Source organism: Serratia sp. UGAL515B_01, assembly GCF_033095805.1.
Taxonomy (GTDB): domain Bacteria; phylum Pseudomonadota; class Gammaproteobacteria; order Enterobacterales; family Enterobacteriaceae; genus Chania.
This window is the reverse complement of record NZ_CP109901.1, coordinates 855132-871181: the sequence shown is the minus strand read 5'-3', so window position 1 is coordinate 871181 and position 16050 is coordinate 855132. Positions and strand designations below refer to the sequence as shown.

The 16050-nt window shown below is 49.4% G+C and carries 15 protein-coding genes and 2 pseudogenes; 9 read left to right on the top strand and 8 right to left on the bottom strand.

The features are described from left to right. The first annotated feature begins 219 nt into the window (after nt 1-219). The 4 genes and pseudogenes from dksA to folK all read left to right on the top strand — a co-directional run bounded on the left by dksA (nt 220) and on the right by folK (nt 3753). Nucleotides 220-675, top strand: a complete 456-nt coding sequence (gene dksA, locus OK023_RS04200) for an RNA polymerase-binding protein DksA (RefSeq protein WP_317695114.1) — start codon at nt 220-222, stop codon at nt 673-675. A gap of 66 nt (nt 676-741) precedes the next feature. Beyond that, nucleotides 742-1652, top strand: a pseudogene (gene gluQRS / locus OK023_RS04195) (tRNA glutamyl-Q(34) synthetase GluQRS). Nucleotides 1653-1819: 167 nt separating this feature from the next. Further along, a complete protein-coding gene (pcnB, locus tag OK023_RS04190; protein ID WP_411569406.1) occupies nt 1820-3262 on the top strand; it encodes a polynucleotide adenylyltransferase PcnB in 1443 nt (480 codons plus the stop codon). Next, entirely contained in the window at nt 3262-3753 is a 492-nt protein-coding gene (gene folK, locus OK023_RS04185; protein ID WP_317695112.1) for a 2-amino-4-hydroxy-6-hydroxymethyldihydropteridine diphosphokinase, read from the top strand. The genes pcnB and folK overlap by 1 nt, the downstream gene beginning before the upstream one ends. A 16-nt stretch (nt 3754-3769) precedes the next feature. Here the strand turns inward: folK and qseC are convergent, their stop codons facing one another. Beyond that, nucleotides 3770-5128, bottom strand: a complete 1359-nt coding sequence (qseC, locus tag OK023_RS04180) for a quorum sensing histidine kinase QseC (protein ID WP_317695110.1) — start codon at nt 5126-5128, stop codon at nt 3770-3772. Next, complete coding sequence (gene qseB / locus OK023_RS04175) at nt 5125-5787, bottom strand: quorum sensing response regulator transcription factor QseB (protein WP_317695108.1); 663 nt, start codon at nt 5785-5787, stop codon at nt 5125-5127. The genes qseC and qseB overlap by 4 nt, the downstream gene beginning before the upstream one ends. A 161-nt stretch (nt 5788-5948) precedes the next feature. On the opposite strand from qseB, the gene panB reads away from it, so the two are divergent. From panB to panD, 3 genes are all read left to right on the top strand, one after another. Next, entirely contained in the window at nt 5949-6743 is a 795-nt protein-coding gene (panB, locus tag OK023_RS04170; protein WP_317697477.1) for a 3-methyl-2-oxobutanoate hydroxymethyltransferase, read from the top strand. A 56-nt stretch (nt 6744-6799) separates the two neighbouring features. Further along, nucleotides 6800-7651, top strand: coding sequence for a pantoate--beta-alanine ligase (gene panC / locus OK023_RS04165; RefSeq protein ID WP_317695105.1), 852 nt, complete (start codon nt 6800-6802; stop codon nt 7649-7651). A gap of 359 nt (nt 7652-8010) precedes the next feature. Then, nucleotides 8011-8391 carry an aspartate 1-decarboxylase gene (panD, locus tag OK023_RS04160; protein WP_317695102.1) on the top strand — a complete coding sequence of 127 codons (381 nt, stop codon included), beginning with the start codon at nt 8011-8013 and terminating at the stop codon, nt 8389-8391. Nucleotides 8392-8426: 35 nt separating this feature from the next. Here panD and OK023_RS04155 read toward each other — a convergent pair whose 3' ends face one another. From OK023_RS04155 to OK023_RS04145, 3 genes are all read right to left on the bottom strand, one after another. Beyond that, a complete protein-coding gene (locus OK023_RS04155) occupies nt 8427-9662 on the bottom strand; it encodes a polysaccharide deacetylase family protein (RefSeq protein ID WP_411569387.1) in 1236 nt (411 codons plus the stop codon). A gap of 485 nt (nt 9663-10147) precedes the next feature. Next, nucleotides 10148-10918: an ABC transporter permease gene (locus OK023_RS04150; protein WP_317695098.1), complete on the bottom strand. Its 771-nt coding sequence runs from the start codon at nt 10916-10918 to the stop codon at nt 10148-10150. Further along, complete coding sequence (locus OK023_RS04145) at nt 10915-11838, bottom strand: ABC transporter ATP-binding protein (protein ID WP_317695096.1); 924 nt, start codon at nt 11836-11838, stop codon at nt 10915-10917. Before OK023_RS04145 ends, OK023_RS04150 begins: the two co-directional genes overlap by 4 nt. 189 nt (nt 11839-12027) lie before the next feature. Here OK023_RS04145 and can point away from each other — a divergent pair, with 189 nt between their 5' ends. Continuing rightward, the gene (gene can, locus OK023_RS04140; protein WP_317695094.1) at nt 12028-12681 is read left to right on the top strand and encodes a carbonate dehydratase; all 654 of its coding nucleotides are present in this window, start codon (nt 12028-12030) and stop codon (nt 12679-12681) included. Nucleotides 12682-12818: 137 nt separating this feature from the next. On the opposite strand, the gene hpt is transcribed toward can, so the two are convergent. Both hpt and OK023_RS04130 read right to left on the bottom strand, forming a co-directional pair. Continuing rightward, nucleotides 12819-13355, bottom strand: a complete 537-nt coding sequence (hpt, locus tag OK023_RS04135) for a hypoxanthine phosphoribosyltransferase (RefSeq protein WP_317695092.1) — start codon at nt 13353-13355, stop codon at nt 12819-12821. Nucleotides 13356-13528: 173 nt separating this feature from the next. Further along, nucleotides 13529-13879: pseudogene (locus OK023_RS04130) on the bottom strand (DDE-type integrase/transposase/recombinase); the annotation flags it as partial. Nucleotide 13880: 1 nt separating this feature from the next. On the opposite strand from OK023_RS04130, the gene OK023_RS04125 reads away from it, so the two are divergent. Continuing rightward, nucleotides 13881-14270 carry a DUF4225 domain-containing protein gene (locus OK023_RS04125; protein WP_317695090.1) on the top strand — a complete coding sequence of 130 codons (390 nt, stop codon included), beginning with the start codon at nt 13881-13883 and terminating at the stop codon, nt 14268-14270. A gap of 196 nt (nt 14271-14466) precedes the next feature. On the opposite strand, the gene cueO is transcribed toward OK023_RS04125, so the two are convergent. Then, nucleotides 14467-16050 carry a multicopper oxidase CueO gene (gene cueO, locus OK023_RS04120; RefSeq protein ID WP_317695088.1) on the bottom strand — a complete coding sequence of 528 codons (1584 nt, stop codon included), beginning with the start codon at nt 16048-16050 and terminating at the stop codon, nt 14467-14469.

Sequence of the window (16050 nt, the reverse complement as noted above, 5' to 3'; positions counted from 1 at the left end):
ATAATTGCCATCACCCTTCCCTTCTGTTATTTATAGCGGCCTGTTTTTCCCCCATATTGGGGATTCGACATACCTTGTTGCATTCAGCATGAGGGGCAACGGTCACAGAGCAGACCTTTGGCAACGGTAAGCTTAGGTAGCCAGAGTGGGCAATGCGGCCGATGTCTCGGCAGTTTGTTGAATGATGGGTATAGTGCGTGTGTATGTAGGAGAAGCAATATGCAAGAAGGGCAAACCCGTAAAACCTCGTCCTTGAGCATTCTCGCCATCGCTGGGGTGGAGCCGTATCAAGAGAAGCCGGGCGAAGAGTACATGAATAACGCCCAGTTGTCGCATTTCAGGCGCATTCTTGAAGCATGGCGCAACCAACTCAGGGACGAAGTAAACCGTACAGTTTCACATATGCAAGAAGAGGCAGCAAACTTTCCTGATCCAGCAGACCGTGCTACTCAGGAAGAAGAGTTTAGCCTTGAATTGCGTAACCGTGATCGTGAACGCAAACTGATCAAAAAGATCGAGAAAACGCTGAAGAAAGTAGAAGACGATGATTTCGGCTACTGCGAATCTTGTGGCGTTGAGATCGGCATTCGTCGCCTTGAGGCACGCCCAACTGCCGATTTGTGCATCGACTGCAAGACGTTGGCCGAAATCCGCGAAAAGCAGATGGCCGGCTAAGCAGTGAGTTGTTACCCCCTGCGGCACGTGTGCAAAACGCGTGCCGCACAGAGTAAAACCTCTGGCATGCCACAAAGTCACTATGTGGGGCGCTTCGCCCCGTCACCTTCCGGGGATCTTCATTTTGGTTCGCTGATTGCCGCTCTTGGGAGCTATCTCCAGGCTCGGGCACAAGGTGGGCAATGGCTGGTTCGCATTGAAGATATCGATCCCCCGCGTGAAGTTGCAGGAGCCGCTGCCCGTATCTTATCTACGTTAGAGCATTATGGTCTCTACTGGGACGATGAGGTTCTCTATCAATCACAACGCCACGATGCCTACCGCGCTACACTGGATTGGCTGCAACAACAGGACAGGAGCTATTACTGCTGTTGTACCCGTAGCCGTATCCAGCAGATAGGTGGTACATACGATGGCCATTGCCGCAATCTTCAGCTTGAATCACAAGGGGCTGCGATGCGTTTGCGACAATCAAATCCCGTCTACGTCTTTCACGATCGGTTACAGGGCGAACTGCAAGCAGATCGGGCTCTGGCACAGGAAGATTTCATTATCCGCCGCCGTGACGGCCTGTTTGCCTATAACCTGGCGGTCGTCATCGACGATGATTTTCAAGGCGTTACCGAAATAGTACGGGGTGCCGATCTAATCGAACCCACGGTGCGCCAGATTGCACTGTACCGGCAATTACAAGCTCGCGTTCCTGAATATGTCCATTTACCGCTGGCGTTGGGTTGTAATGGGCTTAAACTATCGAAGCAAAATCATGCTCCTGCACTTCCCTTGAGCGATCCGCGTCCGGTACTAATTGAGGCACTGGCATTTTTGCACCAGCCGCTACCAGAATGCTGGCAAGATCTTGATTTGTCATTGTTATTAAGCTGGGCAGTGAAACATTGGCGGTTGGAGAATGTCCCGCGTCAACAGGCTATTCACTGCGTCAAAACACAACAGCATTCTCAAAGGGATTATGGTGAGCTATGATTAGCCGCTATTTTTTTGTTATCACTATTTTTATCCGTCAATATCGAGGTGTGCCATTTTTACCCGAGTAGCCAATTTCTGCCGTAAGGTACTAACCCGCGATGACAAGCTAAACCGCGATGAAGCGCCGGCGAGCGATAAAAAAGCAGATCGCGGAGAAATTACGCCCGCAGAAAAATCAGCCACAGTGCCACTGCATCTAGCAGAAAACAGTAGAGAGGCGCCTGCGCATCGTCCTGTTACGCGTCAGCACTTACCGGCGCTGGCGGCAGAGGGAACACACTCAATGGATGTGATCCCTCGCGAGCAGCATACGATCTCACGCAAAGATATCAGCGAAAACGCCTTGAAGGTTCTGTATCGCCTGAATAAATCCGGCTATGAAGCCTATCTTGTTGGCGGTGGCGTTCGAGATCTGTTACTCGGCAAAAAACCCAAGGATTTTGACATTACGACCAACGCCACGCCTGAACAGGTACGCAAACTGTTCCGCAACTGCCGTCTGGTTGGTCGTCGTTTCAGACTAGCTCATGTCATGTTCGGGCCAGAAATTATTGAGGTTGCTACTTTTCGTGGTCATCATGAGCAGAGTGAAGAATCAGACAAGAATTCATCTCAGCAGACCCAAAATGGCATGCTATTGCGTGATAACATCTTTGGTTCAATTGAAGAGGATGCTCAGCGCCGTGATTTCACCATCAATAGCCTGTATTACGCCGTAGCAGACTTTACCTTGCGGGATTACGTGGGCGGCCTACGCGACCTGCAACAGGGTGTGATCCGTCTGATTGGCGATCCAGAAACTCGTTATCGTGAAGACCCGGTGCGTATGCTCCGCGCCGTTCGCTTCGCCGCCAAGCTGGATATGAGCCTCAGCGAAGAAACTGCCGAACCCATCCCTCGGTTGGCTTCACTGCTGCGGGAAATCCCGCCAGCACGTCTGTTTGAAGAATCGCTGAAATTGCTGCAGACAGGCTACGGCTATAAAACCTACCTCAAGCTATGTGAATATCAACTATTCCAGCCACTGTTCCCGCTAATTGCGCGCAATTTCACACCGCAGCAAGATACGCCAATGGAGCGTATTCTGGTACAGGTACTGAAAAATACCGATCATCGTCTGCAAAACAATATGCGCGTAAACCCAGCGTTCCTGTTTGCGGCCATGCTGTGGTATCCGCTGCTTGAGCATGCACAAAAGCTGGCACAAGAGAGTGGGTTGGCTTATTACGATGCCTTTGCGCTGGCGATGAACGACGTCCTTGACGAAGAATGCCGTTCACTGGCTATCCCAAAACGGATCACTACGCTGGTACGTGACATCTGGCAATTGCAGTTACGTTTGTCTCGTCGCCAGGGAAAACGTGCGCACAAGCTGATGGAACATCCTAAATTCCGTGCAGCGTTCGATCTGCTGGTGCTACGCGCAGAAGTGGAAAATAACCCTGAAATGCTGCGTTTGGCAGAATGGTGGGATGAATTCCAAGATGCAACACCAGCGCAACAGAAAAACATGCTGAGTACGTTGGGTGAAGATGCGGCACCACGCCGTTCGCGTCAGCGCCGTCCCCGCCGCAGGACGCCGAATAAAGAAGGGTCATAATGGTCCGCGTTTATATCGCGCTGGGAAGCAATCTGGCGCATCCATTACAGCAGGTGAAAGCCGCATTAGGCGCGTTAGAAGATATTCCGCAAAGCTCCCTGATCATCTGTTCACCATTTTACCGTACTAAACCGCTTGGGCCGCAAAACCAGCCGGATTATCTCAACGCCGTAGTGGCACTGGATACCCAGTTGACAGCTGAGCAATTGCTTGATCACACCCAAGCTATAGAACGTCGCCAGGGGCGGTTACGCAAAGATGAGCGTTGGGGTCCCCGCACGCTGGATCTGGATATCATGCTCTACGGCAACGAGTTCATTAATACTGACAGGCTGATCGTGCCTCATTATGGCCTGAAAGAACGTGAGTTCATGCTCTACCCACTGGCAGATATTGCTGCCGGGTTGGTTCTGCCAGATGGTGCCCTCCTCACTGAGTGCTTGAAGCGCGTACCCAAAAATGGCATGGAACTTTGGCATCACAGCACATAAAACTCAGCTCTGGCGCTTAAAATATTACCGTAGCGATAAACCCTCCTTCAGGCCGGTTAGCAAAGCTCACTTGTAACCCATGTAAGCTAGCAATAAGTTGCACAATTGAAAGCCCCAGCCCACTCCCCGTCTGCTCCTGTCCCGGTGGGCGATAAAAACGCTCACCCAATCTGGCAAGGTGCTCATCCGTTACGCCGGGGCCATCGTCCTCTATCTTGAGTTGTCTGGCAGTCAGTGTGACCGTTACTGAACCACCAGCGGGAGTATAGCGCACTGCATTATCTAACAGATTGCGTACCAGCAACGATAACAGTAGCCGTTGCCCCAATAGTTGCGAAGGTTCTCCTTGCTGCTCATAACGTAGCGTAATGCCGGCAGCGTGAGCAATGTGGTCCTGTTCTTCGAATGTCGCCGTAACCAGTTGGCGCCAATCGACAGACTCAAGATCGTCTAAGTCGGAAAACGAATCCAGACGAGACAGAGTGAGCAGTTGGTCAACCAATCGTGTGGCACGATCGATACCCACCGTCAGATTTTTCACCGCATGCTCACGCATTTGCGTGTCGTCACCTGCGAGCTGCACCACTTCGGTTTGCACCCGCAATGCCGTCAGTGGGCTGCGCAACTCATGGGCAGCATCTGAAGTGAAGCGTCGCTCGCGCAGCAACATGATATTGATACGTGCGAACAGCGTATTGAGCGCATCGACAAGTGGACGAACTTCTGTTGGTACTTGCTGAACATCCAACAGCGAAGCATCGTCTGGAGCCCGATGTCGTAACCCTGTAGCCACTTCGCGTAACGGCCTGAGTTCACGGCCCACCATCAAGGCCATCAACAACATCAGGATCGGTAACGTCACCAGCCACGGAACCAATTGCCCTGTGACCATATCCAACGCCATATCCTGACGATATTCCCACTCTTGACCAACAACAATACGGTAGCGATCATCTGGGCTGTTCAGCCAAAGTAACCGCCAACTATCGCTATCGCCTTTCAGTTTACTATCGATAAAACCTTCTGATTTACCGTCAAACAGAAAGTCTGTACCGTTTTCTCCGTCGTTGAGCAACATTTTGCCCTCACGAGAAAAAACAGCAAACGCCAGCGCGTCCTCCTCCTGTTCGCCTCGCTTGCCATGATGCAGAATTGTTTTGTTTTTCGGCAGACTTTGCTCATTCTGGGCAGTGAGACGACCTCCCAGGTTAGTAGTTGCTAACCGCTTGGCAAACAGCATCTGTTGTGTATCAAAGACTTCGTTGATGCTGTGGCGTGTAATCATCCAAGCCACCGCACTGGCAGCACACCAGGTGAATATCGCCAACATGCTGAAGATAAATATCAGACGTAATCGCAAGCTTAGAAACTTCACGGTACATCTCCCAACGTGTAACCTATGCCATGAACGGTACGAATAAAGCCTTTCCCTAACTTCCGGCGCAAATGATGGATATGAACCTCAACTGCGTTGCTGCTCACTTCATCGTCCCAGTTATACAGTTTTTCCTGGATCAGTTCCCGTGCCAATACTCTTCCTTTGTTGAGCAGAAACAGCTCCAATACCGCCAGCTCGCGCGGTGTCAACGTGACAGACTCGCCATTACAGGTCACATTGCGGGACGCTGTATCAAACACAACATTACCGTGGTTCCATTGAGGTGCCAATTGACCGTGACGACGGCGGACCAATGCCTGTAAACGCACAGCAACTTCGGTAAGCGCGAAAGGTTTGCACAGATAGTCATCCGCTCCATTTTGTAACCCGTTAATACGCTGTTCCAACGCATCACGCGCAGTGAGAATCAACACTGGCACATCATGTCCTGACTGACGCCACAGACGTAAGAGATCAAGCCCATCCATTCCCGGCAGGCTGAGATCGAGGATCACCGCGTCATAAGGGGCACTTTCCAACGCGTTCTTGCCGAGCAGACCATCGGTGAACCAATCAATAGTAAAACCCAGTTTGGTTAAACCGGCCTTGATGCCATCACCAATCAACTTGTCATCTTCGATCAACAAAATTCTCATAAACTCTCCCTTTAGCATTTGCAGCTATTACATCATAAGGTTCTTAAGAACATCTTACCGATCATGATCGATGCTACCCACCCCGTAAGGGTTACAGTAGAATGACAACACTTTGCCCCAGTACCGCAGCCACAGTGCAGCTATTTTCAGGAGAAGTTATGATGAAACCTACCACCTTGAGCCATTTGCGCCAATGGAAGCAGGAACAGCGCAAGTTTGCTACCATAACGGCTTACGACGCCAGCTTCGCACAGCTGTTTGAAGAACAAGGTATTAAGGTGTTGCTGGTTGGCGACTCGTTAGGTATGACCTTGCAAGGTCATGACTCAACGCTCCCTGTTACCGTTGCCGACGTTGCCTACCATACCCGTGCAGTACGCCGTGGTGCACCCGCTAGCCTGCTGCTGGCCGATTTACCCTTCATGAGTTATGCCACACCAGAACAAGCATTTACCAGTGCAGCGGAGCTGATGCGTGCCGGGGCAAATATGGTCAAACTGGAGGGTGGCAGTTGGCTATACGAAACGGTGAAAATGCTCACGGAACGTGCCGTTCCTGTCTGTGGCCATCTTGGTCTTACTCCGCAATCTGTGAACGTCTTTGGTGGTTACAAAGTACAAGGGCGTGACGAATTGGCAGCCAAACAGCTACTGGAAGATGCAAAAAACCTGGAATTGGCAGGGATACAACTGCTGGTACTGGAATGCGTGCCGACTGAACTGGCACAGAAGGTCACCGAGGCTTTATCGATCCCGGTCATCGGTATTGGCGCTGGCAAAGCCACCGATGGTCAGATCCTGGTGATGCATGACGCTTTAGGAATAACCGGCGGGCATACCCCTAAATTTGTTAAAAATTTTCTGGCGCAGAGTGGTGATATCCGCAGTGCCATTCGCCAGTATATTCAGGAAGTAGAGCAAGGCATCTACCCCGATGAAGAACACTCGTTCAATTGAGTGAGCAACTGAAAATAAGGCTGCACGCTGACGGTTACACCTCAAGGAGTTAAAGAATGGTAATTATCGAAACCCTGCTACTGCTGCGCCAGCAAATCCGCCGCTGGCGGCAAGAGGGTAAACGCATCGCTCTGGTGCCGACCATGGGCAATCTGCATGAAGGCCATATGATGCTGGTTGAAGAAGCACGCGCCCGTGCAGATATTGTGGTTGTGAGTATTTTCGTTAACCCGATGCAATTCGAACGCCCGGACGATCTGGCGCGTTACCCACGCACTCTGCAGGAAGACTGTGAAAAACTGGATCGTCGTAACGTTGATTTGATCTTTGCCCCAGCACCTGCGGAAATTTATCCTCAAGGTCTTGATGAACAAACTAGCGTCGATGTTCCGGGGATCTCCACCATGTTGGAAGGAGCCAGTCGACCAGGGCATTTTCGTGGCGTTTCCACTATCGTCAGCAAATTGTTTAATCTAGTGCAACCCGATCTGGCATGCTTCGGTGAAAAGGACTACCAACAGTTAGCATTGATCCGAAAAATGGTCGCGGATATGGGCTACGATATCGATATCATTGGGGTGCCCACCGTACGAGCTAAAGATGGCTTAGCACTCAGTTCACGTAATGGTTATCTCACCGCTAAAGAACGTAAGATCGCTCCACAATTGAGCAAGATCATGAACGAGTTGGCAGAACAACTCGGCAACGGTGAACACCACGTTGAAGAACTGTTGACTCAAGCAGTCGATAAACTGCTTGCCGTAGGTTTCACACCGGATGAACTGTTTATTCGCGATGCGGATACTTTGCAACCTTTAAGTTTGGAGAGCCGCCGAGCAGTAGTGCTGATGGCTGCCTGGCTGGGCAAAGCCCGACTGATCGACAATCAGCAGGTCGATCTAATCTAAACAATTCCAGTAGCATCTAGGCTGTAAGACCGGGACCGAACCGTCGGGAATAGATTTGAACAACGCTTGCACGAAGGGTGGACTCAGGGAAGAGATTCATAATCTACCAGAAGCATAGCCTGCTATGTGACTGATGCTGTTGGTCGTAGCCAACATCTAAGCAACTTGAACATGATGAGTACAAGCTATTTGTTTTAGATTCATTGCCGTTTTCACCAGGTTGGCAGTAGACTGATCGCAGTTTGGTAGCGTTATGCTCTTAAATTTAAATCTGTGGTTTAAAGTAAACGGTGCCAAGAAGCAGGAAATATATACAAACTCAGCCGCCTGCAAAGGCAGATAATCAGTTAGGTAACACTATGATACGTACTATGTTGCAAGGCAAACTGCATCGAGTGAAAGTGACTCAGGCTGACCTGCACTATGAGGGTTCCTGCGCCATTGACCAGGATTTTCTGGACGCCGCTGGGATCTTGGAATATGAAGCAATCGATATTTACAACGTTGATAACGGCCAGCGTTTTTCCACCTATGCTATCGCTGCTGAACGTGGTTCACGCATTATTTCAGTCAATGGGGCTGCCGCCCGCTGCGCGTGCGTTGGCGATAAGCTGATTATCTGTTCATACGTGCAGATGAGCGATGCAGACGCCCGCAAACACCGCCCGAAAGTCGCTTACTTTGAAGACGAAAACCACCTGCAGCGTAAAGCGAAAGCCGTTCCAGTTCAGGTTGCCTGACAGTAAAACGGGCACCTTCAGTGCCCGTTTTATCTTTAATGAGCCGTCACGGCTCCCGGCTTATTAGAGATGCGCTCAGCCATGGTAGGAATCGAATCGGTACGCAGGATATATAATCGTTTCAAGGTATACGGATTATCCCCTGGTTTCACTTTACCCTGAACCGTGGTCACCGCCATGTGGAATCCAGCATCTTTTGCCGCCTGGATAGCATTTTGGTTATAACCTCCAAACGGGTAGGAAAGATACAACACATGCGGGTTAAACTGTTCCAATGCCCTTCTTGAACGCTCAAAATCAAACTCAATATTGTGCAAAGAACGGCTCAGCAAAATCGGCTTGCGGTTAACGCCGGTGCGATGCAAAAAATGAGTGTGTGATTGAATATCAAAAACATCCTGGATTTCTCTCAGCTCAGAAATACTCACAAACTGAAGCGAGTCCGGGTTCCATTTTTGCGGATAGCGTTTAACCCTAGAAGAAATAACAAACGCTGTGGCACGGAAACCATACTCTTTTAAAACCGGATAAGCGTAGCGATAAACCGATTTTAGTCCATCGTCGAAGGTGAGCACTACAGCTTTTGCTGGCAAGTTAATCCGATTCTTCAGATAAGCTTCCAGTTGGTACAGGGAAATGGTGTCATAGCCCGCACGTTTGAGGTAAGTCATCTGATTGCTGAATGCCACGTCAGAAGTGGTGGTTGACGTGTTTCGGAAACGCTTGTTCTCTTCGTTTTTCAGCAAATGATGATAGGTAAGCACCGGAATACCGTTATCAATCTCACAGTCCCGTTCGCTGACAAACCCCAAACGTTCACCGATATTCACTTCATACCAAGTGTTGTTTAGTCTGTCTTTCCGTTTGCCGATAATCGGGTAACGTAGATTCTCTTCCAGCACACCAAAGATTTCACTATTGCTGTCAGGCGCAGTGTAAACGTTGGTTGACCGCTGAGTGATCAGGTTTTGGTTAGTAACCTGCCTTTTCAATTCCCCCAGTCTGTAATTTATTTTTCGGGATTCTCCGACGTTACGCACGTCAGATTTATTTATAAAGCCAGTCCCGTGACCAAACTTGAACTCATAGTATTCTGCCTCTGCCGGGAAGATTTGGAGCACTTGCCCCTTCTTCACCTGGCCGACAGGGATAACATGCTCGCCGATCAACGAATAGATTTCACTATTACGCTGTGCCTCCATGTACTCGGCTTTAACAGTACTTTTTTTCGGCAGCAAATTTGCTAACGCCGAGTGGACCGATAACGACATAAAAATGCCAAATAATACTGCCACTGTTTTGTGTTGAGGCTGCATGGTTTGTTCTACTTCGGAATGTGTAATTAGAAATAAAAAAGCGGAGAGCTAGCATAACACGATTTAAATCATTGAGAGAAAGAGGTTACACTCACAACTCTATTGATTTAATTGATACATGAGCCAAATCAATAAATCCTCTTCCACTGAGTGGGGACAGCCTAAATAGGTGCACATAATAGTGCAACAGGTGTCAGTGATGCAGATTAGCCGACCATTGAGCGCAGGGATGCGCGATACCAGCCCCCTGGGAGGGGTTTACAACGTGTCGGCGTTCCTCATCATTCCCACCTGCCAGAAGCGTGATGTGTCGCGGTATTGAGAACACCTGTTTAGAAGCCTGTGAGCCTCATCCTTGAGGCAGCATAAACACTGTTCAAATCACTTAACAACCATTTGTCTGTGCGTGCAGCCCCTTCCCCCGAAGTAACCGTAGATAATCAGGAACGTAAACCGCGACCACGTTCAATCAAGTACCAGGCCAACCAATAAAACACAACAATGAACGCTATCAGTACCGCCATAGTGAATACCAACGGCACATCAGCAATTCCCAGGAAACCGAAGCGAAAACCACTAATCATGTAAACAATAGGGTTGAGCTTAGATACTGCCTGCCAGAATGGGGGTAACAGCGTTAACGAGTAAAACACACCGCCCAAGTAAGTCAGCGGCGTCAATACAAACGTCGGGACTAAGCTGATATCGTCAAAAGTAGTGGCAAAAACAGCGTTGATCAGCCCCCCCAACGAGAAGAGTATCGCCGTCAGCAGCAACGTTAATGCAATTACCCACCAGGCATGTACCTGCAGCGGAACAAAGAACAGTGAAATGACTGTAACCAACATCCCTACGCAAATACCGCGCGCAACTCCACCACCAACATAACCGGCAATAACAACATGGGTTGGCACCGGGGCCACCAACAGCTCTTCAATGTTGCGCTGGAACTTGGCACTGAAGAACGACGCCGCTACGTTTGCATAAGAATTAGTGATCACGGCCATCATGATCAGGCCAGGGACGATAAACTGCATGTAATCAAAGCCATGCATTTCACCAATACGTGAACCAATCAGGTTACCGAAAATGATGAAATACAGCGTCATGGTGATCACTGGTGGAACCAAAGTCTGGATCCAGATGCGTGCAAAACGGTTAATCTCTTTTGCCCAGATGCTCTTCAAGGCGACCCAATACAAATGCGTCATTCTTGTTCTCCATTGCCATTCACCAGATTGACGAACAACTCTTCCAACCGGTTTGCCTTGTTACGCATGCTCAATACCTGGATCCCTTGGGCACTCAGTTGCGTGAACAGACCATTAAGCCCTTGTTCACGCATAACTTCCACTTCCAGGGTAGAAGTATCAGTCAAACGGCTATGGTAACCATCAAGTTTTGGCAACGGACTTTTCGTTGCTAGATCCAGAATGAAGGTTTCCGACTTAAGCTTCGCCAGCAATCCCTTCATTGAAGTATTTTCTACCAGTTCACCATGTTGAATGATGCCTATATTGCGGCATAGCATTTCTGCTTCTTCCAGATAGTGCGTGGTCAGAATGATGGTAGTGCCCTGAGCATTTAACTCTTTGAGGAATCCCCACATCGAACGGCGCAGCTCGATATCTACCCCGGCTGTAGGTTCATCAAGGATCAGCAACTTGGGTTGATGCATCAGAGCACGGGCAATCATCAGGCGGCGTTTCATCCCACCAGAGAGCATACGCGCCCGCTCATTACGTTTCTCCCAGAGATCGAGCTGAGAAAGATATTGCTCCGCACGCACCTGTGCCTCGCGACGTTCAACACCATAATAGCCTGCTTGATTGACGACTATCTGCATCACGGTTTCAAACGGATTAAAGTTGAACTCCTGCGGCACAAGCCCAAGCTGGCGTTTGGCATTAACAATATCCTTGTCGATATCATAACCAAACACCCGTACGTTACCAGAGGTCTTGTTGACCAGAGAACTGATAATACCGATGGTGGTTGATTTACCCGCACCATTTGGCCCTAGCAAGGCATAAAAATCCCCCGCTTCAACGTTCAGATTGATCCCACGCAATGCCTTCACACCACCGGCATAGGTTTTGGTCAACTGCGCAATTTCCAGTGCATAATTCATAAATGACTGAGTACCTTGTGAAGATGTGTATGCTGCTGTGCTGGATAATGAGAAAAGTTTATCATCAGCAGTTTCCTTACGGCGTCGGATCAGTACGCAAAAATTTGTCTCATTGTTCTGATTTCCAAATTGCGACGCTTGCCATATATTACATTAACGCAATTCGTTCATTACAGGCCAATAACTTCCATGAAAGAAATCGAAAGGCTCATCGCCAACAATCAGAACTGGTCCGCCACTATTAAACAGGAAGATCCCGGCTTTTTTGAACGTTTGTCCCAGGCACAAAAGCCAAGATTCTTATGGATTGGTTGCTCCGATAGCCGCGTTCCGGCCGAGCGTTTGACGGGCCTGGAGCCGGGCGAACTGTTCGTACACCGCAACGTGGCAAATCTGGTGATCCATACCGATCTGAATTGTCTATCCGTGGTGCAATATGCTGTCGACGTGCTCGAGGTTGAACATATTATCATCTGCGGCCACCTAGGGTGTGGTGGTGTGGAAGCTGCTGTAGAAAACCCGGAACTTGGGCTGATAAACAACTGGCTGCTGCACATTCGCGATCTATGGTATAAGCACAGTTCACTACTCGGGGAGTTGGAACCTGAGCAACGCCTGGATGTGTTATGTGAAATCAACGTCATTGAACAGGTTTACAATCTGGGGCACTCCACCATTATGCAATCTGCCTGGAAGCGTGGCCAGAAAGTGATGGTCCATGGTTGGGTTTACGGCATCCAGGATGGCAGGTTGCGCGATCTAGAAGTCACCGCCACCAGCCGCGAAAGCCTGGAGATGGGCTACCGCAAAGCCATGGCCACACTACAGCAGGAAAAGGAATGATCTGCTGACCGCTGCTTATTGAGCCGATTAAATTTCACGCTTGAACCTGCGCTAAAGTGACCGCAGCTAGCGCTCACGTTCCATTTAGCACAGCCTCACTGCCTTTCGGGGTCCAACAAAATTGCCCCCCGAAAGCATCATTCGTCCAGCAACACCACTTGGCCAATGTAGGGCAAATGGCGATAACGCTGAGCATAATCGATACCATAGCCCACGATGAACTTGTCCGGGATCGTGAACCCGACATATTCAACCGGCACATCCACTTCACGGCGTTCGGGTTTGTCCAACAGCGTACAGATCGCCAGGGATTTAGGGCCACGTAATGCCAAGATTTCGCGTACCTTGTTCAAGGTGTTACCAGAATCGATGATATCTTCAACGATCAAAACATCTTTACCACGGATATCTTCATCCAGGTCTTTAAGGATTTTTACGTCACGAGTGCTGGACATACCGCTACCGTAACTGGATGCGGTCATAAAATCGACTTCGTGCGAGACTTCGATGGTACGGCACAGATCCGCCATAAACATGAAAGAACCACGTAACAGCCCGACCAGCACCATATCACTGCCGCTATCGCGGTAATCTTCAGTGATTTGGTGGCCAAGCTCAGCAATGCGGGTCTTAACTTCCTGCTCAGAAATCATTACTTCTACGATATGTTTCATAATTTATATATCTATATGATTTGTAAAAATTAAATACCACACCAAATGATGTGAACCATCTAAAGTTGATACACCGATTGATATACGGATTAACGCACAAATACGAATGCACCAGAACAGGCAAGAACAAGGAAGAGGATTGTACTCGCATCAAGAGCTGATTTCATCTTGCTCTAAAAATGTACAACTCCAAGTTCCGCAGGGGACAATCCCTCACTTTGCGGATGTTGATATTGCCCTTTACGTATCATGTGGAGCAATTCGATGCCAGCCAGGAGCGCCTGTGCCCGCCGGAACAATTTGAATCCCAGCATCAGGCGTATCCGACGTTTGATATTTCGATAATCCTGCTCAATCAGGTTATTCAGATACCTGTTCTGCCTGATAGTCATTGTGTCTTCTTCTGCTTTGTCGGCGTTGAGTGCGTTCAACGCTGCCGTGTTAGCACCACTTTTATCAATGGTCACTATCTCAGGTTCATGGTGGTGTCGAATGGCTTTGCGAAAGAAGCGTAATGCCGCTGCAATGACGCCCATAGGAGTTTTGGCTGGCGCAGTACTTGTTGTCGATGGCCTGAATGGCGTATCCAGAGAAATCATCAATCATTCATCGGTTGGCGAATCATCGGAAGGGATTTTCGCTGATGGAGCCATAGAAACCGCTAAGTTTCTGGGATTCAGTCCAGAATCTGGCTTAGCCGTTTATAATGCGACAACCTTAACGGCCTGTGTCTACAGTATTCTAGGGCTTGCAAGAAAACCAGGAGCTTGGAGACTTTTCCGTTGGATGCCGAAAGATTACTACCGTCAGGTGGATACGATGAGTCGCCCCAAACTGACGATGAAGATCGTTGGCTATGGATTAAAGGGTAAAGTTATTTTCGACCTTATTACGACGAATAATGCAACCCGTTAACTGCGGTTTTGTTTCCAAAATCGCCAGGACTTGTAACAGAGCACTGGCGGTTGGGCAAACATCATGATCGCTACGCCAAAAACGATTGCAACCCCACCGGGGGTGATCTTTATGGCTGAACTGAATAAAACCAGAAGCGACGCGAGTGCATCGCCACCAGCGAGGTGTATTGCTCAAAATCAAGACTGATAAATATTTAATCGGTGACGGTAAAGCCCAACATCATCCCCGTATCCTCATGTTCCAGCAGGTGGCAGTGAGCCATGTAAGGGTGCTCCGCACTTGCCAAGTGATCGAAACGAACCAAAACCTCACTGCGCCAGCCGTCAACCAGCACCGTATCTTTCCATCCTGCACGATGCGCTGCCGGTGGCTTGCCATTTTCTGAGAGAATGCGGAACTGGGTGCCGTGGATGTGGAACGGATGCAGCATCATGTCGCCTTCCCCTGATATGGTCCATTTCTCATATTTACCACGTTTGCTCTCAAACGCTGGCTGAGTCATATCGAAAGCTTTGCCGTTGATCATGTTGGCGTGGCTAAAATCAAATGACGGTTCCCCATGATCCATGCCTGCCATCTTACTGTGGTCCATCGTCGTCATGCTGTTGCTTGCGTCAACTTTACCGTGACCCATACTCATGCCCGCCATTGCCTGATGACCATAACGCTCCATCAATCCCTGCATGCCAAGCGTATCAAGTTTAGGGTCCATCATCAGTTGTAGCCAGCGCTCCTGAAGCCCGGCTAGTGAAGGTAACACCGGTAACTTCACCAGGCTGTCGGGCATTGATTTTACCCCCTGTGCCAGCGAAGGCTGAATGCGCAATACCGGCAACGGCCGATCGAAAGGTGTCAACGTCATCCCCATCTGCTTTACCGGCAAGGTGACAAGATCGAACGGTTTGCCATCTGAGGCATCAACTAAAACCTCAAAGCGTTCACCCATCAGTATCGGTAATTCAGTCAGCTTTACCGGCTCAGCAAGGAAACCGCCGTCACTGGCAATCACATACAGGGGACGGTTGTCACTGGCAGCCAAATTCAGCATCCGTGCGTTGCAGCCATTAAGCAAACGCAGACGCAACCAGCCACGTGGAGCAATGTGTTGTGGGTAGACTGCCCCATTGGTAAACATCCGATCACCAAACCAGCCGACGGCTGCGCTCACTACGTCTAGCTGGTATTCAATCTGCCCGTCTTCACCCAAACGTTTATCTTGCAGGATCACGGGAAAATCGTCGTTACCCCAGGTTTTAGGTAGCGGCAATTGAGTACTTTCCTCATCTTCCAGCAGCACTAATCCCCCTAACCCCATCATCACCTGGTGCCCCGTTTTGCCGTGTGTATGAGGATGGAACCAACAAGTGGCGGCAGGTTGATCGAGGGTTAAACTCACCATTCGGGTCGTTCCTGGCTGAATCAAGGCATGTGGACCACCATCAACATCACCGGGGATAGCCAAACCATGCCAATGCAGCGTACTGGCTTGAGGTAAATGATTACTGACCTCTACCGTCACCGATTTACCACGCTGTAAGCGCACTGCGGGGCCAAGTAAAGCACCGTTAATCCCCCAAGTACGGGTGGCTATGTTGGGAAACCAGTTCATCTCCCCTGTTTGCAACGCCAGTGCAATCTTACCTTGCGCATTGGGTTCTAAAATAGGTGGGATAGGTAAAGTAGGTTTCTCAACTGCCCAGACATTTTGGTTCCATAAGGGGAAAGCACTGGCTGCTCCCAGCACTGCGGTTAATTTAATAAAATCGCGGCGTAACAT